This is a genomic window from Halarchaeum salinum (genome assembly GCF_039520965.1).
GTDB lineage: Archaea > Halobacteriota > Halobacteria > Halobacteriales > Halobacteriaceae > Halarchaeum > Halarchaeum salinum.
The window spans coordinates 118,819-140,930 of record NZ_BAAABL010000033.1; the positions used below are offsets into that span (position 1 = coordinate 118,819).

Genomic DNA, 22,112 nt, shown 5'->3' on the forward strand with positions numbered 1-22,112 from the left:
CGTGGTCGTCCCGTGGCCGCTGACGGCGCTCGTCGTCTTCGGGTCGTTCGCACTGCTGTTCTCCCGGCAGATCCGGGGGTATCCGGTGGATCGCGCGGTCACCGCCGCCGCGGGCGGCGTCCTCTTGCTCGTTCTCGGTGTCCTCGACCCTCACGAGGCGCTCGCGGGGATTGATGCGAGCACGCTCCTCCTGCTCTTCGGGATGCTCGTCCACGTCGAGGGTCTCGCCCGCTCGGGGTTCTACGGCTACGCGGCCGCGCGTCTCGTCAACTGGGCGAGCACACCGCGGCGCTTCGCCGTCGGGACGCTCTGTCTCGCCGCCGGTCTGTCGGCGCTCGCGCTGAACGACGCGACGGTGCTACTCGTCACGCCCATTCTCGTCCGTGCGACTGAGGGGACCGACGTCGATCCCGTTCCGGCGCTCGTCGCCCTCGTCCTCGGCGCGAACGTCGGGAGCGTGGCCACACCGCTCGGGAACCCCCAGAATGCCTATATCCTCGCGCACAGCCCGCTGACGATGCGGACGTTCGTCGTCACCCTCGCGCCAGTGGCGTTCGTCGCGCTCTGCGTCGCGGCCGTCGCCGTCGTCGCCATAACGCCCCGGAGCGGTACGATTCCGTCGACGGCCGTCCCCGACTACGACCGCCCGTGGGCGGCGCTCAGCGTCGCGTTCGTCGCCGCGACGTTCGTCCTCCTCTTCGCCCGATCGGGCCTCGACCCGGGCGTCGTCGCGGCGTCCACGGCCGTCGCGCACCTCGCCTGCCTCCAACTCGCCCGCCGCGAACCCGGTGGCGACGTCCTGCGCTCACTCGACTGGTCGCTGCTCGTGCTCTTCGCGGGGATGTTCGTCCTCGTCGCCGGCCTGCGGACGACGCCGGTTGTGCCCGCTCTGGAGGCCGCCGTCGCGGACAGCGTCACGCTCGGTGTCGCGACGTTCGCACTCTCGAACCTCGTGAGCAACGTCCCGGCGGTGCTCGCGCTCTCCACAGGTATCACATCTCAGCAGGGGTGGCTCGTCCTCTCGGCCGTCTCGACGCTCGCCGGGAACGCCACGCCCGTCGCCTCCGCGGCGTCGCTCATCGCTTTGGAGGGTGCCGCGCGCCGGGGCGTCGACCTCCCCGTGCGTCGCCTCGTCCTCGTCGGTTTCCCGGTCGCCGCCGTCAGCTCGGCGCTCGCCATCGCGATGATTGTATGGCTGTGAATGTCTATCGCTCAACCAAATCGCTTTTGTGGGTATCACAGAGACGATAACCGCATGATGGGACGGGGGATATCCGACGCGCTGCGCGACTATGTGGGCGAGTACTTGCGTTCCGTGGTTGTCTACACGAGGGACGACTACCATGTGCGCTACCTTCGAGACGATGTCGCCGTCGATTACGACGACGCCGAGATCGAGCGCGGCATCGAGGAGATGCGTTTCGAGGCGCTTGAGGCCGAGTACGTGAACGACCTCTTCGCCGAACGCCACGGTGACCTCCGCTGCAACGTCACCTTCTTCGAGGACGCCGTCGAGTTGAACTTCCCGCTCTCCGAGACGACGGGGCTCGCGGTGGCCGTCGACGCCGGCTACTTCGCCCAGCAGGACTCCTTCGTTCAGCACGTCCTCGACTGCTTCGACGATGTCGACGCGATCGAGTCGCAATACATGTCGGAATAGCGATGCGGTGGCGGCGTCCGGTGTGGTCGCCGTGCTGTGGCGGTTGCCGTGCTGCGGCGGTTGCCGTGCTGTGGCGGTACCGCTCCGGTTCAGCGATCGCGAGCGCTCCGCGCTCGCGGGACTTTTTAGTGGAGGTTTTTGCGCCACGAGGGTCGCCGGAGGCGACCCCACGGCGCAAAAAAGTCCGTTAGAAGAACTTTTTCAGGTCGTCGCGTTTCGCGTCCTCGAGGTGGACGCGGACGGCCTGGTTTAGCGCGTCGATGTCGCCCTTTTTGGCGGTGATCGGCGCGATGGTGTCCCGCCACTGCTCCCACGGGGGGACGAGCCCGAAGCGGTCCGCGATATCGCCCAGTCGCTCGTCGCGATCGTCGACTTTGTCCATCTTGTTGACGGCGAGGACCGGCGGGATGCCGAGCTCCTGCAGGAAGCCGTAGAGCTCGACGGCGTGCGGGATCTCCTCCTCGGTGGTGTGCCGGTCGATGATGTCGACGGCGGCCTTTCCGTCGAGGACGATGACGCCGGCGAGGATCGCATCGGCGTGTTCCTCGATATAGCGGACGATGTCCGTCTTGATCGACTCCTGTCTGTCCTCCTCGACGCCGGACATGAAGCCGAAGCCGGGGAGGTCGGTAACGACGAACGACTCGGAGGCCCAGTCGTAGTGGTTCGGCTGGCGCGTGACGCCGGGTTTCCCGCCGGTCGTGAAGTCGTGGCCGGTGATCTCGCGCATCAGGGTGGACTTCCCGACGTTCGACCGGCCGAGGAGGACGATCTCCGCGTCGCGATCCGGTCGGTTCTCGAACATGGCTCCCGTAGGCGGGCACCGCGGTTGTGTCTTTCGTCGCGTGGGACAAATCGCCGTTTGACCCTCCGACGTGTTGACGTTCCCACCGCCCCTATCGCCGGTATGCGTCGCAACGTAACGCTCACACTGCTCGTACTACTCACCGCCGTCGGCGTCGTCACCGCCGGCGTCGCCGCCGCCGGGATAGGCGGCGGAACTGCCCCCGCACAGACTGCCTCGCCGTCGGCCGCGGCGTCGAACGCGACGACGATCGACGTCGCCGCCTCGGGCTCCGTGTCGGCTGACCCCGATCAGGCGATCGTCTCCGTCGCCGTCACCGCGACTGCCGACTCGGCTGACGCGGCACGCACCGCCGTCGCGCGGAACGCTTCCGGTCTCCGCGAGGCGCTGGCTGACGCGGGCGTAGCGAGCGACGACATCGAGACGACGGCCTATCGCGTGAGCGAGCGCACGGAGCGCGGCGAGGACGGGACGACGACCACGACGGGCTACGAGGCCGTCCACGCCTTTGCGATCACTGTGCAGGACCCCGATCGGGCGGGTGACGTCCTCGACGCTGCCGTCTCTGGCGGCGCGAACCGTGTCGATGGCGTGCGCTTCACGCTCTCGGACGCAACGCGCGCCGACCTCCGCAGCGAGGCCATTCACGCCGCAATGGACGACGCGCGCTCACAGGCGAACGCAGCCGCTGATGCCGCCGGCCTGACCGTGACCGGCCTGAAGACAGTCTCCGTCGGTGGTGGCTACGGCCCCGTCGCGTACGAGACGACATCCGCGAGCGGTGGGTCCAGCGCCGAGCGCACCGTCATCGACAGCGCGCCGGTCTCGGTCTCCGTCTCGGTGCAGGCGACCTACACCGCGGCGTAACGCGTCCGCGCCGTTCCCACACGCTTTTCTTCGGGCCGAGTGCACGTCCGAGCGTGCGTCTGGTCCAAGTCGTCGTCCCCGCCGGCAAACGCGAGACCATCCTCGCGGAGTTGGAGGAACGCGGGATCGACTACGTCGTCACCGACGAGACGGGCAGTCAGGGGTACACCGGCGTCGTCTACTTCCCGCTGCCGACACAGGCCGTCGAGGACGTCCTCGGCGCGCTCCGCGACGCCGGCCTCGAACGCGACGCGTACACGGTCGTCGTGGACGCGGAGACGGTCGTCTCGACGAAGTTCGAGGAGCTCCAAGAACGCTACGAGGAGGAGGAGTCGGAGGACCGCATCGCTCGCGAGGAGATCACGGCAAAAGCCGAGGAGCTCGCGCCGAAACTCGGCGCGTTCCTCGTGATGACGGTCGTCTCCGCGATCGTCGCCGCCGCGGGACTCTTACTCGACTCGCCGGCCGTCGTCGTCGGCTCGATGGTCATCGCGCCGCTCATCGGCCCGGCGATGGCGACGAGCGTCGGCACGGTCGTCGACGACCGCGAGCTGTTCCTCCGCGGCGTCAAACTCCAGGCGATCGGCTTCGTCGCCGCCGTCGCCGCCGCCGCCGGATTCGCGTTCCTCGCGCGCACCGTCCACCTCGTTCCACCGCTCTCCCCGACGGAACTGCTCTCAATCGGGCAGATCCGCGAGCGACTCACCCCGGACTTCCTCTCGCTCGCCGTCGCGCTCGCCGCCGGCGTCGCGGGCGCGTTCAGTCTCTCATCGGGCGTTTCAACCGCGCTTGTCGGTGTCATGATTGCCGCGGCGCTCGTCCCGCCAACTGCCGTCATCGGCATCGGTCTCGCGTGGGGACTCCCGACGACCGTCGTCGGCTCTACGGTCCTCGTGCTCGTCAACTTCCTTTCTATCAACCTCGCCGCGCTCGCCGTCCTCTGGTACCAGGGCTACCGCCCAGAACACTGGTTTCGCCTCAGCGAGGCCCGGAGCGCGACGCTCAAGCGAATCGGCGTGCTCGTCGTCGCGATCGCCGTCCTCTCGCTGTTCCTCGGCGGCGTCACCTACTCCTCCTACCAACACGGCCAGTTCGAGGAGACGACGCGCCTGGAGGTCCAAGACACCTTCGCGAGTGGCGAGTACGCCGCGCTCTCGCTCATCGACGTGCAGGTGACGTACGCGCAGACGCCGTCGCCGATCACCCCGCCGGAACGCGTGGTGCTCACCGTCGGCCGGCCGGGCGGGACCACGTATCCGGACCTCGCGGCGACGCTCAGACGCCAGATCCGTGCGGCGACGGGCTATGAGGTCGCCGTCCAGATCCGCTTCGTGGAGATACAGACCGCAGGTGGCGACGCGACGCGCGGGTCGTCGGACGCGACCGCCGCCCTTCAGCGACCGCTGCGTGACCCTATCACACCCACCGCAACTACAACCACCGCGACCACGACAACCATAGCGCTCCCGCGTTCCCAAGCCACAGCTATCGCCGCCGGATAGGCCGGTTCGCGATCCGATTCAGTCCCGCGTCGGGAGTTCGAGCTCGTAGCCGGTCGCGTCGATCGCGGCCCCGAGGGCGTCCTCGACACCCTCGCCGGTCTCGACGCTCATGTACGCGTCCGCCTCGACGTCCGTCGAGAGGTCGCTCTTGTTGCAGACGGTGAGGAAACCGATCTCCTCCTCGTCCGCGTCGTCCTCCTTGATGAACGTTCCGCGGACGTCCGCGCGGAGGGCGAGTTGGTCCTCTAGTGGATAGCCACACGTCGCGGAGGCGTCAACCATGAAGAGCACGGCGTCCGCGAGGTGCGTCAGCGCCGACACCGCCTGCTCTTCGATGTCGTTGCGTTCGTCGGCGGGCCGATCGAGCAGGCCGGGCGTGTCGACGAGCTGGTAGCGGATGTGGTCGCGCTCCACATGCCCGACGCGTACCGCCTTCGTCGTGAAGGGGTACTGGGCGGTCTCGTTGCGCGCGTTCGTCACCGTGTTCACGAACGAGGACTTCCCGACGTTCGGGTAGCCGGCGACGACGATCGCGGGCTCGTCCGGGCGGATGTCCGGGAACGTCTTCAGTTCGTCGCGGGCCTCGTTGAGGAACTGGAGGTCGTCTTCGACCTCGCGGAGGACGGAGCCCATTCGGGCGAACGCCTGCTTGCGGAGTTTCTTCGCCGCGTCCGCGTCCTCGCGCGGCAGCCGGCCGATGTACTCCCGGCCGAGCTCGTTCGTCTTCCGTGACGCCCACGTCACCTCCGAGAGGTGCGTGCGCGCCTCATCCACGCCGACGGCGGCGTCCGCGAGCTCGCGATAGAACGGTTCGACCTCGTCGAAGTCCGGCCACGCCGTCACGACGTTCTGGAGGTTGTCGCTCAGCACGTTCGATGCCGTCTGCAACATCGATTCCTGTGCCTCGACACCCGACTTCGCCCGGCCCGCTCGCGCCGCTCGCGAGAACGCCTTGTCGAGCAGCTCCTCCGACGTGGGCGTCGTCGGGAGGTCCTCGAAGATCATACGCGTCGTAGCGCCGCGAGCCGTAAAAACGCACGTATCGCCGCCTCAGGGCGTCACCGAGGCGCACGGAAATCCAGTGTGCGCGCTCACCGTCGCCCGCCACCGCCTACCCTTGTCGCTCGCGGAGGACGTCCAGCAGTGCCTCGACGTCCACGTCGTGCATCGAGAGCGCGACGAGCAGGTGGTAGACGAGGTCCGCGCCCTCCTCGGCCATCTCCTCGGTGTCGTCGTCCTTCGCCGCGAGGATGAACTCCGTCGACTCCTCGCCGACCTTCTCGAGGGCCCTGTTCTCGCCCTTCTCGTGGGTGAACAGCGACGCCGTGTAGGAGTCCTCGGGGAGGGTCTCCTTGCGGTCTTCGATGACGTCGAAGACGGCTTCGAGTACCTCGCCGTCGTCGTTCGCGTCGCTCATTCCGCCGCCACCTCCCGGATGTCCTGCAGGTCGTCGAACGCCGCACGCTCGCGTCGCCCGGCCTCGAAGACGTCGGGATTGACGCGAATCGGTGCATCCGTCCGCGCCGCGAGCGCGAGTGCGTCGCTCGGGCGCGCATCGACCGTCGTCTCCCCGCGCGGCGTGCGCAGGTTGACGTCCGCGTAGTACGTCCCGTGGGCTTCCGAGCGGATCTCGACGCCGAGCAACCGACCGCCGAGCGCCTCGATCACGTCGAGGAGCAGGTCGTGCGTGAGCGGCCGGCCGATGTCCGCGGCGTCGATTCCGTGCGCGATGCTCATCGCCTCCTCGAACGCGATGAAGATCGGAAGGACGTCCCCCTCGTCGCCGACCTCGACGAGCACGACGGGTGCGGGCCCGTCCGATGTCCCCGCGACCTTCACGCCCCCGATGTCCGCGTCCAGAGGGCCGTCACTGCCCGTACCCGCGTCGGCGTCCGCGCTCACGGCGTCGCCTCCGCGTTCTCGAAGAAGGCGAGATCATGGATGCGCGCGTCCGCGGTCAGCTCCGGGTGGAACGACGTTCCGACGACCGGCCCGTCGCGGATCGCCACCGGGCGGTCGTCCCACGACGCCAGGACGTCCACGTCGTCGCCGACCTCGGCGATGAGCGGCGCGCGGATGAACACCGCGGGGAACGGCTCGTCGAGACCGTCGACGTCCAGCGGGGCCTCGAAGCTGTCCACCTGCCGGCCGAACGCGTTCCGGTCGACCGTCGCATCCACGAGATCGAGCGTCTCGACACGTTCGTCGCGGGCGTCGCGCGACGCGACGATCAGGCCCGCACAGGTCGCGAGCACGGGCTTGTCCGCCGCGACGTGCGCGACGATCTCCTCGTCGATACCCTCGCGTGCGAGCAGGCGCGAGATCGCCGTCGATTCACCGCCCGGCAACAATAGGAGGTCACAGTCGGGGACGACGCCCGCGCTCCGTACCTCGTGGACGACGGCCTCCTCGCCGTGGTTCGCCGCCGCTCTGCGGACGGCATCGCCGTGTTCGGAGACGTCGCCCTGCACGGCGACGACCCCGACGTCGAGTGTCATACCACCGTTTGGACCGCGGAGAGAAAAAGGCTCCCGGCTCAGACTGTGAGTGCGTTCAGCATGATGATGAGGACGCCGAACAGGGCACCGAACGCCATCACGCTCTTCGGGTTGATTCGGATCGCGTTGCGCCCTTCGGAGTCGAAGTACCGGACGAGGCCGGCGCTCGACATCAGCCCGCCGGAGTTCTGGCCGCTGCTCATACACCCGAGTTCGGCATCCAGCACCCTAATCTTTGCGGACCCGCCGCCGCGTCCCGTCCCTCCCGGGCGATACGCGACCACCTGTTCTAGACCCCGTACCGCCGCGCTACCCGAGTAACGGCAATCGCCGTTCCGTGAGTAATCCTTATCGGCGTGGGCCGGTCTAGTTCGTAGTAGAACGATGACTGTCACCCTGAAGGACTTCTACGCCGACTGGTGTGGCCCGTGCAAGACGCAGGACCCGATCCTCGAAGATCTCGAAGAGGAGTGGGGCGATCGCGTCACCTTCGAGAAGGTCGACGTCGACGAGAACCAGGACGTCGCCAACGAGTACCAGGTGCGTTCGATCCCCACGATTGTCGTCGAGAACGACGACGGCGTCGTCGAGCGCTTCGTCGGCGTCACCCAGTCCGAGAAGCTCGAGGACGCCTTCGAGGAAGCCGGGGCGTAGACCGCGCTCGGCGTCGGAGCCCGCACCCAACCATCCCGTTTCTTTCGACACCACCGCGCGTAGCGCCGCGTACGGGTACGCTCCGCCGTGTAGCACCGTGTCTCGATGTACAACCACGCTGCCGATGTTCCCGTTCGAAGCGCGCGGAGAAGGGGTCGTCCTCTACCCGTCCGAGGGGCGCGCGGTGAACGATCGCGCTACAGGTAGCGCACGCCGACGTCGTGCATGTCGTCGTTGTTCATGGCGATGTTGATGACGAGCGGGGTGACGGATTCGGCTTCGGCGGCGTTGGCGGCGGGGCCGGCGTCGAGGACGCGCAGGCCCTCGATCTCGGCACCGAGGTCTGCGACGAGGCCGCGCGCGTCCCCGTCGTCGCCGACGACGAGGGTGTCGAGGTCGAACTCGACGTCGAGGTTGGCGAGCCGGTCGGCGGCGAGGTTGTGGAACGCGCCGACGACGGGTACCTCGTCGGGGGCGCGGCGCTGGACGAGCTCGGTGACGCTGCCGATGCTCGGTGGGTTGTAGTGCATCCCGTCGTCGTCGCGGCTCATGCCGACCGCGGGGCTGACGAGGATGGTGTCCTCGTCGACGACGTCCGCGATGCTCTCGACGACGTCGCCGATGTGGTAGGCGGGGACGGCGAGGACGACGACGCCCGCGCGATCGGCCGCCATCTCGTTGTCGAAGCCCTTGACGGTGCGCTCACGGCCGCGGCTGTCGAGTTCGGTCTCGTACTCCTCGGCCTTCGCGCGGGCCTTCTCGGGGTCGCGCGAGCCGATGAGGATCTCGTGGTCGGTGTCGTAGGCCCAGCGGAGCGCGAGGCCTTCGCCGATGTCTCCCGTGCCGCCGAGTAGGGCGATACGCATATTGGAGCGTCGGCGGCCGCGCGAATAAGGGTTCTGCGTTGCGTGAGCGTTGCCTCAGTCGACGACGCGGTCGTAGCCGCCCGCGATGACGAGGCCGCCCGCGACGAGACCGACGAGGATCGCCACGCAGTCGAGGAGCAGGTGTGCGGGGTCGCCCGCCGTCGGCACGAGGAGCGCGACGAGCCGACCGAGGGCGAACGTCACGCCGACCGCGATAGTGAGGCCGGCGAGACAGCGCCGACGGACGTCGCCCCGGTCGGCGGCCTCCTCGCGGAGCAGATGCGTGGCCGGCACGGTGAGGAGCGTCGCGCCGAACCCGTAGAGGACGAGGATGGGTGGCGACGGGAGGAGCGCGGCGGCGAGGAGGAACGAGACGACGAGGCCGCCGGTGACGGTACCGCGTGGTCGTGGCATCTCCCGGTTCTTCCGAGCGGACACACATCGCCCTATCGGATTCCCGCGAGTGATCGCGCCACGTTCTCGCTCGGTCGATCCGTCAGCCGATGTTCGTCTCGACGGCGACGTCGGTCACTTCGCCGACGCGTTCGAACTCCTCGTCGCGGTCGTGTCGGCGTTCGAGGTAGACGGGGAGTTCCTCGGCGTCGTCGGTGACGAACCGGTAGAGGACGTCGTCGGCCTCGGCGTCGCGCGCCTCGCCGTGGAGGCCGTCGGATTCCTCCTCGACGCCATCGAGTTCGAGTTCGTGTTCCCACTCGTCGTCCACTTCGACTTCGATCGGGCCACGGTCCTGCTTGAGTAGGCGCATTCGGACGTCTGCCATGTGCGGGGACTCACACCGGCCCTACAAAGGCCCGACGGCCGACTACCCTTCGAGGAGGTCGGGGAGGTCGTTCACGGAGTCGACGACGACGTTCGCACCCGCGTTCTCGTACTTCCGTCGGCCGTCCTCGCCGGTGAGGCCGCCGGTGAGAACGCCAATCCCGTAGTACGTCCGCTCGGGGTCGGCGTCCGCGGCGTTCGTCGCCGTCTCGATGTCGTCGAGCGTGTCGCCGGCGAACGCGACCGCGTCGGCGTCGCACCGATCGGCGAGCGCGACGAGCGCGCGCGGATGTGGTTTCCCCTCCTCCCAGTCGTCCATCGTGAAACGCCGCTCGGCCGGGACGTCGAGCCCGACGCGATCGAGGGCGATCTCGGCCTCCGCCTCGGGGCGGCCGGTGAGCACGCAGACGCAGTAGTTCGCGGTGAGTCGCTCGACGGTTTCGGGCGTGACGATGACCGGCTCGTCCGCGATGAATCCTGATGCCTCGACGGGCGGCGTCCCACCCTCGATTTCCTCATAGCGCTCGCTTCCGAGGTAGAGCGCCTGAAAGACCGTACGGAGGTACTCGGGGTCCCACGCGTCGTAGACGCGCTTGCGGGCGTCGTCGTTGAGTACGCTTTCGACGACGGCTTCGGCGGCGTCGAGGCCGCCCCCGCGCTTTCCGATCTCGTCGGTGTACGCCGCGACGTCCATCGCCAACCCCTCGCGCGAGGCGAGCACGTAGAGCGCGGCGGCGTCGCTGAGCGTCCAGTCGTTGTTGAACCCGCCCGCGTCCTTGAACGCCTGCACGTCGGCCTTCGCGATCGTCTCGCCGTGCACGCGCTCGATGGACTCGACGATGGCGCGCCGATAGGAGTCCGCGACGTCCACCAGCACCCCGTCGACGTCGAGTACGACGGTGTCGACCTGCATGTCCCGACCTCCGTCGCGGCCCGGCAAAGGGGTTTCTACCTCGTCCGCGCGACGTACAGCGTCTCGGGGCCGACCATCCGCCGCGAGACGGGCACCGCGGGCTGATCGCCCCCCAACGTCGTGAACGCACACGTCGCCCCGGCGGTTCGCGCGACCTCGCGAAGGGGGCGGTGGAGTTCGGGCGGACAGTTCAGCGCGTAGACGGCGTCCGCATCCTCGTACACCCCGGTCTCGGGTGTCGTCACGTCGTCGCGGACGAACGCCACGCCGTCGGGGGTCTCGCGCTCGTGCACGTCGGTCGCGACGACGGTACACCCGCGCTCGGCGAGCGCTGCCGCGACTGCTGTCTCGTATCCGATCCCGACCTCGACGAGATGGTCGTGATCGGCGAGTGCGTCGGCGAGCGCGTCCGCGTGTGTCGGTTCCACGGCGGGATGTTTATGCGTCGAGGCGGCATAGCCGTTCGTATGCGCGTCGACATCGTCCCAATCGGCGACGTCCCCGCGACGGTGAAGCGCGAGGCGTCGTCGGGTCTCCGCCGTGTCTACGACTGCGAGGTCTCCGTCGCCGCCGAGCAGGACGTCCCGGAGGACGCATACGACTCGGGACGCCGGCAGTACCGGGCGGAGCCGTTCATCGAGGTCGCACGCCGTACCGGCGGCGGCGAGAAGAACGTCGCCGTCACCCCCGTCGACCTCTTCTACCGACAGCGCAACTACGTCTTCGGCCTCGCCTATCTCGACGGCCGGGGCTGCGTCGTCTCCACGCACCGCCTCCGGACCTCCTCCGACGGCGGGTTCAGCCAGCGCTCCGCCACCGACATCTTCTCGGATCGCGTCCGGAAGGAGGTCGTCCACGAGATCGGCCACACGCTCGGCCTCGAGCACTGTGACAACAACCGCTGTGCGATGAGCTTCTCCCCACAGGTCACTCAAGTCGACCGGAAGGAAGAAACCCTCTGTGGCAGCTGTCAGCGTTCGGTGCTCTGATCGCCCGGACGTATCTTCCCTCCAGCATCGCCCCCCAGCACCGACCCTCATTTCCATTCTTGTCGGCGCGCCGCACGCCGCCGGTTCCTCAGGGTTCGACCGGGAAGCGCAACAGCGCCCCGACGCCGTCGAACCCCTCGACGAACCGATCGCCGCCCGCGATCGACCGCGGGATCACGACGAGCTCGTCGCCGCCTTCCTCCTCGACCCGCTCCGCGTACGTCTCGCGCTCGCTCGCCGTCACGGTCTCCGCGACCAGCAGGCGCTCGACCGCCCCGTAGGTCAGCGCGTCGTCAACCGTTCCGCGACCGTACGCCACTTCGCCGTCCGGGAGGCGATCGAAGAACGCCTCCAGCGCCTCCCGCGCGTCCGCGTGGACCGCCGTCACGTCGTCGCGCACCTTCGACGCCAGCTCCTTCAGGCCGTGTTCAGCCGCGTGCTCGACCGCGTACGTCCCCGCGATCCGCGACGCGAGCCGTCGTGGGAGGTGTTCGCCCTCGCGGAACGCCGCGACCGTCACGTCCGTCCCGCCCAGCGCCACCGCGTCCGGCTCGTCGAACACCCGGTCGGCCGCCTCCCCGACCGACGCGAAGAACTCGCGTTTGCGCTCCTCGCGTCGCCGCCGGAATCGATCCGCCGACTGGCCGCCGGCACGCGTCTTCCCCGGCACGTCGCTGTCGAACGTCTCCAGCGCCGTCACGCCCGATTCATCGAGTCGTCCGAGCGCCGCCCCGCCGCGCTCGACGACCACGAGGCCGACCGTCGCAGCGTCCGCCCCCGCCCCACCCTCCAGGGGCTCCGTGACGAACGCGTTTCCGTGCTCGAAGACCGACTCGTCGATCCGTCCCGGCGGGTCCGTGAAGACGTCCGTCTCTAACTCCCCGTCGAGCACTCCCGCGTACACGACGACGCCGTTCTCGGGTGTTTCGCCGACGTCGCGGAGCGCACGCGCCGCCGCCTCGTACGCCTCGCGCAGCGGTTCGCTCGCCTGCCCGTCGAGATATTCGGCCTCCGCGTGCGCCTCCTCGACGCGTTCGAGTAGCGCGCCGAGCGCCTCGTCGTGGGCTACCGCCACCGACACCAGTCGGTCACCATCGGCGTTGGCCGCCTCGACGGCCTCGATGCGCTCCGCTCGGTCCAGCGACGTCTGCATAACTCGTCGTTCGCCCGTGGTTCGGAAAAGCCGACGGGCCCTCGTTCGACCGCGATCCGCGACTGCGTGTAGTAGTATTCGCCGTCGCGCTTCTGTTGTTTGTCCGTTTGACTACCCGGCTTGTTGATGCGCGGGCGGCCGATATCCTACACGCACCTTTTTCCCGTTCGGGTCGTCTTCGACGCCCACTCACGGCAAAAACCTGCACCAAAAATGACGCCGACGTCGCTCCGCTCGTCGGAGGCGTGCTATTGTGTGTAGTAGTATTCGCCGTCGCGCTTCTGTTGTTTGTCCTTTTGACTACCCGGCTTGTTGATGCGCGGGCGGCCGATGTTCTCGTCGCGGCGGAAGGTGATGTCGAGGTTCGCGAGGAACTCGTTCATGCCGTCGCGCATCCCGAGCGGGGTGCTCGCGTGGCCGTGCTGGGCGGGCTCGCCGTCGAAGACGAGCAGGCGATCGGAGAGCAGGTCGATCGTGTAGATGTCGTGGTCGATGACCATGACGCTCGTCTCGTGGTTCTCCGCGTAGCGCCGGATGGCGCGCGCCGCGAGCACGCGCTGCTCGACGTCGAGGTGCGCGCTCGGCTCGTCGAGGAGGTAGAGGTCAGCGTCGCGCGAGAGCGTCGCGGCGATCGCGACGCGCTGGCGCTCCCCGCCGGAGAGGTCCGTGAGGTTCTGCTCCATGATGCGGCCGAGCTGGAGGGGGTCCGCGATCTCCGTCTCCCAGTAGGACGACCCGAAGTCGTCCGTGATCGAGGAGAGGAAAGCATCGACGCGCATGTGCTGGTCGACTTCGACGTACTGGGGTTTGTACGCGATGTCGAGATCCAGGTCGAGGTCGCCGCCGTCCGGTTCGAGTTTGCCGGCGAGGAGTTTCGCGAACGTCGATTTCCCGATGCCGTTCGGGCCGACGATGCCGAGCACTTCGTTGCTGTTTATCTTGCCGGCCTCGACGTCGAGCGTGAAGCCGTCGTCGCCGTCCCCGTACGTCTTCGACATCGCGGGATACTCGACGAGCGTCTCGGAGCGCGAGGCGACGCGCGGGGCGTGCTCCTCGAACGTGATCGACTCCGGTCGGATTCGCATGTTCTCGTTGTCGAGATATCCCTTCAGATACTCGTTGATGCCGTTCCGCGTCGACTTCGGTGGTGTGATGACACCGTACGCGGAGGGTTCACCGTACGCGACGTGGACGCTGTCCGCGAGGAGGTCGAGGACCGCGAGGTCGTGCTCGACGACGAGCATCGCCCGATCGTCGTTCGCGAGCTCGCGCACGAGGCGCGCCGCCGTGACGCGCTGGTCGATGTCGAGGTAGGGGGTGAGCTCGTCGAGGAAGTAGAAGTCCGCGTCCCGCGCGAGCGTCGCGGCGAGCGCGACGCGCTGGAGTTCACCGCCGGAGAGCGTGTCGATCTCGCTGTCGAGGATGGGCTCGATGGAGAGTCGCTCCGCGAGCTCGTCGACGACGCCGCGCTCGTCGGCGGATTCGAGGAGCTCGCGCGTGTTCCCGTCGAAGGAGCTCGGGATCTGATCGACGTACTGCGGTTTGCGCGCGACGTCGATGTCGCCGTCGCGGACGCCCTTCAGGAATGGCTGGAGTTCGGTGCCGCCGAACTCGTCGATGACGGCGTCCCATCCCGGCGGCTCGTCGAATCGCCCGAGGTTCGGCGTGATCTCGCCCGCGAGCGCCTTGATCGCCGTGGACTTCCCGATGCCGTTCGGTCCGAGGATGCCGGTCACCTTCCCCTTCTCGGGGATCGGCAGCCCGTAGAGCGCGAAGGAGTTCTCGCCGTAGCGATGCGTCGGCTCGTCCCCGAGCTCCTGGGGGAGGTTGATGATCTCGATGGCGTCGAAGGGACACTTCTCGACGCAGATCCCGCAGGTCTCACCTAGACAGATCTCCTCGGAGATTTGGATTTGGTCGGAGCTACCTGTATCGGCGTCCTCGCCGCGCTGCGTGATGCACTCCTTGCCCGTGCGGTTCGGCGGGCAGAAATTCGAGCACTCGTAGTTACAGCGGTCGGGTTGACACCGATCGAGGTCGACGACCGCGATGCTGTCGTCCGCCATCGTTATGCGGAGAGGAGCACGCCCCAGGTGACGAACCAGAGGGCGAAGGTCATGAACGCGGTGTAGAGGTGATCCTTCGCGGAGAAGTCCTGCACGTCGACGCCGAGGACGCGCACGACCCCGAGGTTGAGCGCGACCGCCGCGACCAACAGGGCCACCCCGAGGCGATCCGTCGCCCCCGACGCGACGGCGTGTGAGCCGACCCCGGCCGCCACACCGGTGAGACATGCCACCGTCGTCACGGTGACGCCGCGCCGGTGTGCGGCCTGCTTGTCGAGTGTCTCGGTCATACGGTCTCTGCGCGGGCGAGGTGCAAAAGGAGTTCGTTTGCCGAAGCCGCGCCGCGCGCCCGTCTGGACGCTCGTCGCTTCCCGCTCACCGTCCACGGGATCTTCGATCCCGCGTCACTCGCGCGCCACTCGCGCGTCACTCGCGTTCGGCGCTCGCTTCACCGAGGCTCCTCACTTCGTTCGGAACCCCGTCACTCTCTCACGACCGTGATCAGCAACTCCCGGTCGATGGCGCGCTCCAACTCCTCGGCGATGGCCGACCCGCGCGAGATCTGGATCTCGCCGCCGCGACCGACTGTCGCCGTACAGAGGTATTCGCCGTCCGCGCGGACCTCGACGGTCTCGCCGGGGTTCGCCTCCGTCACGGGGATGATGATGTGCTGGCCAGTGATCTCGGGCGTGACGGCCTCGCCGCCGGTCTCGGCAGCGCTCGCACCGCCTGCGCCACTACTTCCGCCCCCGCCGTCGCTCGGCGCGCTTGCGTGGTCGGGACGCTCGTCGAAGGTCCGGACGTCGATGGTGACGCCGAGGCGGTTCTCGATGTTCTGGATACGTCCGCCGCCCTTCCCGATGACGTGGCTGATGTCGTCCTCGGTGACGTAGACGACGGCCTCGTTGCCGCTCCGGAGTTCGACCTCGACGGGCCCGCGCGTCGCCGAGCGGACTTCGCGCTCGATCTCGTTCTTCGCGAGCTTATCGACGCCGGACTCGCTCGTCCCGCTCTCGCCGTCGAGCGGGACCGTGACGACCTGGCGGTTGAACGTGTAGATCTCGTAGGCGGGCGTTCCGGTCTCGAAGTCCGACACCTGGATGACGGGTCGGGCGAGGTCCTCCTCCATGAGGCCCTCGGGGACCTTGACCTCGGTCGTGACGTCGTAGACGGTGTCGACGTCCCCGTCCTCGATGAAGACGACGGTGTCGACGATCTGCGGGATCATGCCGAGCTCGACCCGGCCGACGAGGCGCTGGAGGGCGTCAATCGGGCGCGTCGCGTGGACGACGCCGACCATCCCGACGCCGGCGAGGCGCATGTCGCTGAAGACCTCGAAGTCGTCGGTCTTGCGCACCTCGTCGTAGATGGTGTAGTCCGGCCGGACCATCAGGAGCGAGTCGGCGGTCTTCTCCATCGACCCGCCGAGCTCCGTGTACTGCGTGATGTCCTCCTCGACCTGGAGGTCGCGCGGCTTCTCCATCGTCTTCACGACGTAGCCGCTGTCGTCGAGGAACTCGGCGACGGCCTGCGCGAACGTGGACTTCCCGGCCCCCGGCGCGCCGGCGATGAGGACGCCGCGATCCCGTTCGAGGAGGCGTTCTTTGAGGTCCTCTTCGTGTTCGTAGTCCGCCATCGTCGTCTTGAGGATGGGGCGGACGGCGGTGATCTCGAAGCCGTCTGCGAACGGCGGCGTCGCGATGGCGATCCGCATGTCGCGCACCTGCGCGATCGTCATGCCCTCCTCGGAGAGCTCGATGAAGGCGTCGTCGCTGCGCTTTGCGGTGTCGTGGATCTCGCTCGCGTACTCCTTGAGGGTGTCCGTGTCGAGTTCGGTCTCGCCGATCTCCTGATAGGTGATGTTCCCGATGTCGCCGCGCTTTGCCATCGGGACGACCCCGTCCTTCAGGTGGACGGACATGGTCTGCTCGTCGAAGTAGTTCTCGATGGCGAGCGCCTCGACCTCGCGGGCTTCGGGCTCCAAGTATTCGACGTCGAGGCCCTTCGCCTTCGCGACCTCCGACTGTACGATGTCGCTCGTGACGAACGTCGCGTCGTACTCGCCGGCGAGTTCGCGGATCTTCGCGTCGATCGCGCCTGCGGCGGCGCGTTCGATCTCGTCCTCGCTCGCGCGTTCGCCGACGTACTTGACGTCGATCGTGCCCTCGTCGGCGAGCTCGGCCAGCCGCTGCAGCTCCGAGAGGCCGTCCCAGCCGATCTCGCGGCCCTTGTTCGCCTGGGCCTCGATCTCGCCGATGACGGCTTCCGGCACGTAGACGGTGGCCCCGGCGTACTCGCCGCTCTCCACGCGTCGGGAGATGCGGCCGTCGATGACCACACTGGTGTCCGGGACGATGTTCATGCGCCCGTCTACTAGCCCGCGGCGGATAAGGGTGTCCAACCCCCTCGGCCGCGGCGTCCGCGGGCGATGCCGGTTCACCGATCCGCCCGACTTCCCCCAGTCTGCTCGCCCCCCAGCCCATCCGACCGTCCCCGTCTGCCCGCCCCCGCTTGACCGCCCGACCTTTTCGTGTTTTGCCCGCGTGCCGTCGGTATGGACGAACTCGAATCGCTGACCCGCGACCTCGTCGCGATCCCCGCCCACGACGACGAGGGTGCGGTCGGTGATCGGATTGAGGCGTGGCTCCGCAAGCAGACCGACGCCGACGTGACCCGGGACGACGCCCCGGACGGCGGGAACGTGATCGCCCGGCGCGGACCCGGCGATGACGTCGGTGATGCCGACACCCCGACGCTCGCCCTCGTCGGCCACCACGACGTGGTCGCTCCGGCCGACGACCAGGTCGCGGACGACGGCACGTACGCGATCCGCGAGGCGGACGGCCGCCTCTACGGTCGGGGCACCGCGGACATGACCGGCGCGCTCGCCGCGATGCTGCTCGCGTTCCGGGAGGCCGATCCCGCGGGCGAGTTGGTCTTCGCGTCGTTCGTCGGCGAGGAGCAGGGTGGAGTCGGCGCGCGCCACGCCATCGAGCGCGGGTTCGCACCCGACTACGCCGTCATCGGCGAGGGCTCGACGGGCTACTCCGCGTCCGATACCGTGGACGTCGCCGTCGCGCACAAGGGCCGACGGGCGAGCACGCTCCACGCCACGGGGACGGCCGCGCACGCGAGCGAACCCGAGACGGGGGAGAATGCGGTGTACCGGGCCTGTGACGCCGTCGACGTCGTCCGAAATATCGACGCACCCGAAACCGAGGTGCTCGGTCATCACCTCGCCGGGAGCCTCGTCGTCACCGAGATCGACGGCGGCGAGGCGTGGAACGTCGTCCCCGACGCGTGCGCAGTGACGGTCGACGAGCGGACCATTCCCGGTGAGCGCGCGGCCCTCGGGGATGCCGAGGCGATCGGCGGCGTCTCGTGGGACGTCGAGCAGGACCTCCCGCCGATGGCGTGCGACGACGCCGATTTTGCCGACGCCGCCCTAGACGCCGTCGCGGGCGTGCAGAACGCGACCCCGGCGCAGGTGGTAAAGCCGCACGCGACCGACGCCGGGTGGCTCGCTGACGCCGGGACGACAACGGTCGTCTGCGGGCCCGCCGAACCCGGCGAAGCGCACACCGACACCGAGAGCGTCTCGCTCGCGGTGCTCCACCGCTGTCGGGACGCCTACGAGACGCTCGCCGACCGCTGGGCGTAGTCCGGGATGCGGCCGCGACACCGCGCGCCACGACGGGTGGCTTCTTGTGGACGCGCGCCCCTTCTTTCGGTATGACGGACCACCGCGAGGACGCCCCCGAGGCGTACACCGCACTGCTCGATCAGTACGAACGCGTCACCGCGCTCGGGGGCGTGCAGGGCACGCTCTCCTGGGACCAGCAGGTGATGATGCCCGAGGGGGGGAATCCCGCGCGCTCGAAACAGCTCTCCGTGGCGTCCGGGCTGGGCCACGACCTGCTGACCGACGACGTCGTCGCGGAGTCGCTCGATGCGCTCGACGGCGCGGACCTCACCGCGGAGCAGGATGCGGTCGTCCGCGAGATCGAACGCCAGTACGTCCGCGCGGAGCGCGTTCCGCGCGACCTCGTCGAGGAGATCTCACAGACCTCCAGCGAGGCCCTCCAGGCGTGGGAGGAGGCTCGTGAGAACGATGATTTCGAGACCTTCGCGCCGTATCTCGAATCCCTCGTGGACCTCAAGCGTGAGTACGCGGACCACATCGATAGTGAGCGCGATCCGTACGCGGTGCTCTTCGAGGAGTACGAGCCCTACCTCGATCTGGAGACCGCGGAACGTGTCCTTGAGCGCCTCCGCGAAGAGCTCGTCCCGCTGATCGACGCGATCCAGGCGTCCGACGGTGATCTGGCCGCGCCCTTCGCGGACGGGACGTACGACCCCGAGGCCCAGGAGGCCTTCTCCCGCGACGTCCTCGACGCACTCGGGTACGACTGGGACCGCGGCCGCCTCGACACCTCGACGCACCCCTTCACGGTCGGCAACCAGTTCGACTCGCGCATCACGACGCGTTTCAGCGAGGACGAGCCGCTCGACTCGATGACGAGTACCGTCCACGAGTTCGGCCACGCCCGCTACAACCTCGGGCTGCCCCGTGAGGAGTACGGGACGCCGCTCGGCGAGGCCCGCGACCTCACCGTCCACGAGTCCCAGTCGCGCCTCTGGGAGAACCACGTCGGGCGCTCCGAGGCCTTCTGGGCGCACTTCGCGGACGACCTTCGCGAGCAGTTCCCGTCCCTCGACGACACAACGCCCCGCGACCTCTACGAGGCTGCGAATCGCGTCTATCCGGACAACCTGATCCGTGTCGAGGCGGACGAGCTCACCTACCACATGCACATCGTCCTGCGCTTCGAGATCGAGCGCGCGCTCATCAGCGGCGACCTCGACGTCTCGGAGGTGCCCGCGGTCTGGAACGACAAGATGGAGGAGTATCTCGGCGTCCGCCCCGACACGGACAGCGAGGGCTGCTTGCAGGACATCCACTGGAGCCACGGCAACTTCGGCTACTTCCCGACCTACTCGCTCGGGAGCGTTCTCGCCGCGCAACTGTACGCCCACGCTGAGGCCGATATCGACGACCTCGACGCCGCGATCCGCGCGGGCGACTTCGAGCCCCTCGCCGACTGGCTCGGCGAACACGTCCACCGCCACGGCTGTCGCTACACGACACCCGAGCTGATCGAGGAGGCCACCGGCGAGGCGTACACGGCCGACTACTTCCTCGACCACGCGACGTCGAAGTTCGGCGCGCTCTACGACCTTTGACATCCTCCCCGCGCTAAAGCGCGAGGATTCCTCCGTTGGGGGTTCGGCTACCGACCCACGGAGGCAACTTGCGGGTTTGTACGCACTTCTTTGGGACTTTCGTGAGGGTATGGTTTCCCCGACCAGTCGTGGTCGTCCCACTCGAATCGCACGGGCCGTGCCATCGGCCTGACTTCCGTATCGCTGTTTTCCCGAAGGAACGTCTCTGACGCCGTGAGGTCGGCGTGTCCCTCGAACCCGCACGGACACGTCAGCGTCTCCCCGTGGCGAACCGTCTCTTCGTGGTCGCCACACTCGGGACACGTCTGACTTGTCCACGCTTCCGATTCGGCTTCGAGGCTGATGCCGTATTCCTCACAGACGCACGCGAGTCGGTGGATGAACTTCTTGAACGCCCAGAAGTTGTGCGTCTTCTCGTTCACCCTGACCGACCAGTGCGTTTCCAGCACGTCGGTCAAGTCGCCCACGTACACCGTCGCCACGCCCTCGTCGTACAGCCGTTCAACGTGGTCGCGTACCAGCGCGTTCTGTGCGTGGTCACGGCGCTTCGTCCGCTGTCGGTACAGCCGTCGAATCCGTTTGGAACTGTAGCGTCCCTCTCGGAGTTTCGACTGTAGACGGGCGATTTCGTCAGTCGTCTCGCGGAACCGTCCGAACAACTCCCGACCGTCGTAGAGGTATTGGGAACCAGTGGTCGTGGAACAGGCGACGAGATTGTTTGCGCCAACGTCGAGGGCGGCTTCGTGAGAAGCCAGTGGTGAATCCAGTCGAGAATCAGGTACGGTGACTGGTTGGAAGGCCCTGAACGTGTCGCTAACCTCGTCGTACTCAAGTTCCAGACGACCCTGTTTGCCGTCCCACTTCGGATTGCCTCGGACTTCGAGGCGGAGTCGTTCGTGGTAGCCGAGTCCGTATTCGTCTTTCAGTTCTTGCCCGACAGGGATTTCGAGACGGCTACGCTTCCCCCACTGAATCGTGTACTGGTTGTTTCGGATATAGGTGCGGAGTTCGCGTCCATCCTCCTCATTGCCCCAGTACGATGGCGGGTTGGCGTACTCGCCTTTCTCCTTGAGGGCGAAGAACGACCGCCACGCTTCGCTGTTCTTGCGCGTGACCTGTTGGACGGTCGCGCTTCCGACAACGCCGTTGTAGCGCCCTCGGTACTCGGAGGTGTCCCACACGTCGCCGTCACCGAAGTAGTTCTGACGACGTTCGTAGGTCAGTTCGTTCCACAGAGAGGCGGAGGCGTCGAGTAGCCGTAGAAGGCACTCTTTGTCGTTCTCGGTCTGTGGAACCACTTCGAAGGCGTTGACGCGCTTCATTCGTCGCCACCTTCCTGTTCAGCGATGTACTGTTCGACAGCACCCTTCGAGGCGCTTCCCGCTGTTCCGACGTAGTACGAACGAGTCCACTTCACGCGGTCATCGTACCGCTGATTGTACTTCCGCGCGGAGATGCCCTTGACCCAGTTGACGATGAGTGACGGGGCGTTCTTAGGTGGACTCCCGATGAACAGGTGTACGTGGTCGGGCATGACCTCGGACTCGGCCAGTTCGAGGTCTTTGTCCTCACAGATTTCCGCGAAGATGGATTCGAGACGTTCCTTCGTCTTCCCCGTCAGGTGCGAACGCCGGTATTTCGGTACGAACACTATGTGGTAGTAGAGTTCGTATTTCGCGTGACGGGTACTCTTTACCATCTATGCATACTATCTCGGTCGAGCGGCTTAAAGATTGCGTTGGAACCCCGTCTATGCCATCGACGGCGGTTGAATACTGTTGGTCGGCTTCATCCCCGCCCTGAAGGGCGAGGCTTTCGCCTCGAATTTTCCGTAAACGTCCGATAGCCGGCGTTCGTCACGACGATCCCGAACGGGCGTGTCACCAACCACCACAAAGATTATAGTGATGGTGTGGCATACCGTACCATGTATGTCGACCGCACGGGATACCGACGCTGTTCTGGACGAGTACCTCGAACACAACGATCACGACGTCGAGGGCTGGGACCGAAGCTATAACAAAAAACAGTGTCCCGACTGCGGCGGACTCCACGAGACGGCGGCCCGCGAGTGCACCGTCTGTGGCTGGTCGCCCTGAGACGCCGCCGCGCCAC

General features: G+C 67.5%; 26 protein-coding genes. 9 read left to right on the forward strand and 17 right to left on the reverse strand.

All coding sequences use genetic code 11. From position 1 onward, the window contains the following. Window position 1: 1 nt before the first annotated feature. Complete coding sequence (locus ABDZ36_RS03835; protein WP_211311715.1) at window positions 2-1,201, forward strand: SLC13 family permease; 1,200 nt, start codon at window positions 2-4, stop codon at window positions 1,199-1,201. A gap of 57 nt (window positions 1,202-1,258) precedes the next feature. Further along, a complete protein-coding gene (locus tag ABDZ36_RS03840; RefSeq protein ID WP_343749208.1) occupies window positions 1,259-1,660 on the forward strand; it encodes a DUF7522 family protein in 402 nt (133 codons plus the stop codon). A 187-nt stretch (window positions 1,661-1,847) separates the two neighbouring features. Here ABDZ36_RS03840 and engB read toward each other — a convergent pair whose 3' ends face one another. Beyond that, window positions 1,848-2,465, reverse strand: coding sequence for a GTP-binding protein EngB (engB, locus tag ABDZ36_RS03845; protein WP_211311583.1), 618 nt, complete (start codon window positions 2,463-2,465; stop codon window positions 1,848-1,850). Window positions 2,466-2,567: 102 nt separating this feature from the next. Between engB and ABDZ36_RS03850 the strand changes: the two genes are divergently transcribed. Together ABDZ36_RS03850 and ABDZ36_RS03855 are read left to right on the forward strand one after the other, a co-directional pair. Next, the gene (locus ABDZ36_RS03850) at window positions 2,568-3,332 is read left to right on the forward strand and encodes an SIMPL domain-containing protein (protein ID WP_211311582.1); all 765 of its coding nucleotides are present in this window, start codon (window positions 2,568-2,570) and stop codon (window positions 3,330-3,332) included. A gap of 53 nt (window positions 3,333-3,385) precedes the next feature. Beyond that, the gene (locus tag ABDZ36_RS03855) at window positions 3,386-4,834 is read left to right on the forward strand and encodes a TIGR00341 family protein (RefSeq protein ID WP_211311581.1); all 1,449 of its coding nucleotides are present in this window, start codon (window positions 3,386-3,388) and stop codon (window positions 4,832-4,834) included. An 18-nt stretch (window positions 4,835-4,852) separates the two neighbouring features. Here the strand turns inward: ABDZ36_RS03855 and ABDZ36_RS03860 are convergent, their stop codons facing one another. The 5 genes from ABDZ36_RS03860 to ABDZ36_RS03880 all read right to left on the reverse strand — a co-directional run bounded on the left by ABDZ36_RS03860 (window position 4,853) and on the right by ABDZ36_RS03880 (window position 7,535). After that, a complete protein-coding gene (locus tag ABDZ36_RS03860; protein WP_211311580.1) occupies window positions 4,853-5,839 on the reverse strand; it encodes an NOG1 family protein in 987 nt (328 codons plus the stop codon). Between the two features lie 106 nt (window positions 5,840-5,945). Next, entirely contained in the window at window positions 5,946-6,251 is a 306-nt protein-coding gene (gene hisE, locus ABDZ36_RS03865; RefSeq protein ID WP_211311579.1) for a phosphoribosyl-ATP diphosphatase, read from the reverse strand. Then, on the reverse strand, window positions 6,248-6,694 hold the full coding sequence (locus ABDZ36_RS03870) for a bifunctional nuclease family protein (protein ID WP_211311714.1): 447 nt from the start codon (window positions 6,692-6,694) through the stop codon (window positions 6,248-6,250). The genes hisE and ABDZ36_RS03870 overlap by 4 nt, the downstream gene beginning before the upstream one ends. 38 nt (window positions 6,695-6,732) lie before the next feature. Then, window positions 6,733-7,332, reverse strand: coding sequence for a pyridoxal 5'-phosphate synthase glutaminase subunit PdxT (gene pdxT / locus ABDZ36_RS03875; RefSeq protein ID WP_211311578.1), 600 nt, complete (start codon window positions 7,330-7,332; stop codon window positions 6,733-6,735). Window positions 7,333-7,370: 38 nt separating this feature from the next. Next, window positions 7,371-7,535, reverse strand: coding sequence for a preprotein translocase subunit Sec61beta (locus ABDZ36_RS03880; protein WP_211311577.1), 165 nt, complete (start codon window positions 7,533-7,535; stop codon window positions 7,371-7,373). Window positions 7,536-7,716: 181 nt separating this feature from the next. On the opposite strand from ABDZ36_RS03880, the gene trxA reads away from it, so the two are divergent. Further along, complete coding sequence (trxA, locus tag ABDZ36_RS03885; protein WP_211311576.1) at window positions 7,717-7,986, forward strand: thioredoxin; 270 nt, start codon at window positions 7,717-7,719, stop codon at window positions 7,984-7,986. A 197-nt stretch (window positions 7,987-8,183) separates the two neighbouring features. Here trxA and npdG read toward each other — a convergent pair whose 3' ends face one another. From npdG to ABDZ36_RS03910, 5 genes are all read right to left on the reverse strand, one after another. Then, a complete protein-coding gene (gene npdG / locus ABDZ36_RS03890) occupies window positions 8,184-8,852 on the reverse strand; it encodes an NADPH-dependent F420 reductase (protein ID WP_211311575.1) in 669 nt (222 codons plus the stop codon). Between the two features lie 54 nt (window positions 8,853-8,906). Continuing rightward, window positions 8,907-9,266 carry a hypothetical protein gene (locus ABDZ36_RS03895; protein WP_211311574.1) on the reverse strand — a complete coding sequence of 120 codons (360 nt, stop codon included), beginning with the start codon at window positions 9,264-9,266 and terminating at the stop codon, window positions 8,907-8,909. Between the two features lie 82 nt (window positions 9,267-9,348). Further along, window positions 9,349-9,633, reverse strand: a complete 285-nt coding sequence (locus ABDZ36_RS03900) for a hypothetical protein (RefSeq protein WP_211311573.1) — start codon at window positions 9,631-9,633, stop codon at window positions 9,349-9,351. A 42-nt stretch (window positions 9,634-9,675) separates the two neighbouring features. Next, a complete protein-coding gene (locus ABDZ36_RS03905; RefSeq protein ID WP_211311572.1) occupies window positions 9,676-10,545 on the reverse strand; it encodes a TIGR01548 family HAD-type hydrolase in 870 nt (289 codons plus the stop codon). A 35-nt stretch (window positions 10,546-10,580) separates the two neighbouring features. After that, window positions 10,581-10,973 carry a UPF0146 family protein gene (locus tag ABDZ36_RS03910; RefSeq protein WP_211311571.1) on the reverse strand — a complete coding sequence of 131 codons (393 nt, stop codon included), beginning with the start codon at window positions 10,971-10,973 and terminating at the stop codon, window positions 10,581-10,583. A 39-nt stretch (window positions 10,974-11,012) separates the two neighbouring features. On the opposite strand from ABDZ36_RS03910, the gene ABDZ36_RS03915 reads away from it, so the two are divergent. After that, the gene (locus tag ABDZ36_RS03915) at window positions 11,013-11,534 is read left to right on the forward strand and encodes an archaemetzincin family Zn-dependent metalloprotease (RefSeq protein ID WP_211311570.1); all 522 of its coding nucleotides are present in this window, start codon (window positions 11,013-11,015) and stop codon (window positions 11,532-11,534) included. Window positions 11,535-11,622: 88 nt separating this feature from the next. On the opposite strand, the gene ABDZ36_RS03920 is transcribed toward ABDZ36_RS03915, so the two are convergent. From ABDZ36_RS03920 to ABDZ36_RS03935, 4 genes are all read right to left on the reverse strand, one after another. Continuing rightward, window positions 11,623-12,687 carry a Vms1/Ankzf1 family peptidyl-tRNA hydrolase gene (locus ABDZ36_RS03920; RefSeq protein WP_211311569.1) on the reverse strand — a complete coding sequence of 355 codons (1,065 nt, stop codon included), beginning with the start codon at window positions 12,685-12,687 and terminating at the stop codon, window positions 11,623-11,625. Window positions 12,688-12,935: 248 nt separating this feature from the next. Further along, complete coding sequence (locus ABDZ36_RS03925; protein ID WP_211311568.1) at window positions 12,936-14,753, reverse strand: ribosome biogenesis/translation initiation ATPase RLI; 1,818 nt, start codon at window positions 14,751-14,753, stop codon at window positions 12,936-12,938. Between the two features lie 2 nt (window positions 14,754-14,755). Beyond that, complete coding sequence (locus ABDZ36_RS03930) at window positions 14,756-15,043, reverse strand: EMC6-like membrane protein (protein ID WP_211311567.1); 288 nt, start codon at window positions 15,041-15,043, stop codon at window positions 14,756-14,758. Window positions 15,044-15,234: 191 nt separating this feature from the next. Next, the gene (locus tag ABDZ36_RS03935) at window positions 15,235-17,115 is read right to left on the reverse strand and encodes a PINc/VapC family ATPase (RefSeq protein ID WP_211311566.1); all 1,881 of its coding nucleotides are present in this window, start codon (window positions 17,113-17,115) and stop codon (window positions 15,235-15,237) included. Window positions 17,116-17,307: 192 nt separating this feature from the next. Here ABDZ36_RS03935 and ABDZ36_RS03940 point away from each other — a divergent pair, with 192 nt between their 5' ends. Both ABDZ36_RS03940 and ABDZ36_RS03945 read left to right on the forward strand, forming a co-directional pair. After that, window positions 17,308-18,414 carry a M20 family metallopeptidase gene (locus ABDZ36_RS03940; RefSeq protein WP_211311565.1) on the forward strand — a complete coding sequence of 369 codons (1,107 nt, stop codon included), beginning with the start codon at window positions 17,308-17,310 and terminating at the stop codon, window positions 18,412-18,414. A 71-nt stretch (window positions 18,415-18,485) separates the two neighbouring features. Next, window positions 18,486-19,997, forward strand: coding sequence for a carboxypeptidase M32 (locus ABDZ36_RS03945; RefSeq protein WP_211311564.1), 1,512 nt, complete (start codon window positions 18,486-18,488; stop codon window positions 19,995-19,997). Window positions 19,998-20,044: 47 nt separating this feature from the next. On the opposite strand, the gene ABDZ36_RS03950 is transcribed toward ABDZ36_RS03945, so the two are convergent. Next, complete coding sequence (locus tag ABDZ36_RS03950; protein ID WP_211311563.1) at window positions 20,045-21,319, reverse strand: RNA-guided endonuclease InsQ/TnpB family protein; 1,275 nt, start codon at window positions 21,317-21,319, stop codon at window positions 20,045-20,047. Beyond that, window positions 21,316-21,696, reverse strand: coding sequence for an IS200/IS605-like element ISHla16 family transposase (gene tnpA, locus ABDZ36_RS03955; RefSeq protein WP_211311562.1), 381 nt, complete (start codon window positions 21,694-21,696; stop codon window positions 21,316-21,318). Before tnpA ends, ABDZ36_RS03950 begins: the two co-directional genes overlap by 4 nt. A 232-nt stretch (window positions 21,697-21,928) precedes the next feature. On the opposite strand from tnpA, the gene ABDZ36_RS03960 reads away from it, so the two are divergent. Continuing rightward, window positions 21,929-22,096 carry an HVO_0416 family zinc finger protein gene (locus ABDZ36_RS03960; RefSeq protein WP_211311561.1) on the forward strand — a complete coding sequence of 56 codons (168 nt, stop codon included), beginning with the start codon at window positions 21,929-21,931 and terminating at the stop codon, window positions 22,094-22,096. The last annotated feature ends 16 nt before the right edge of the window (window positions 22,097-22,112 follow it).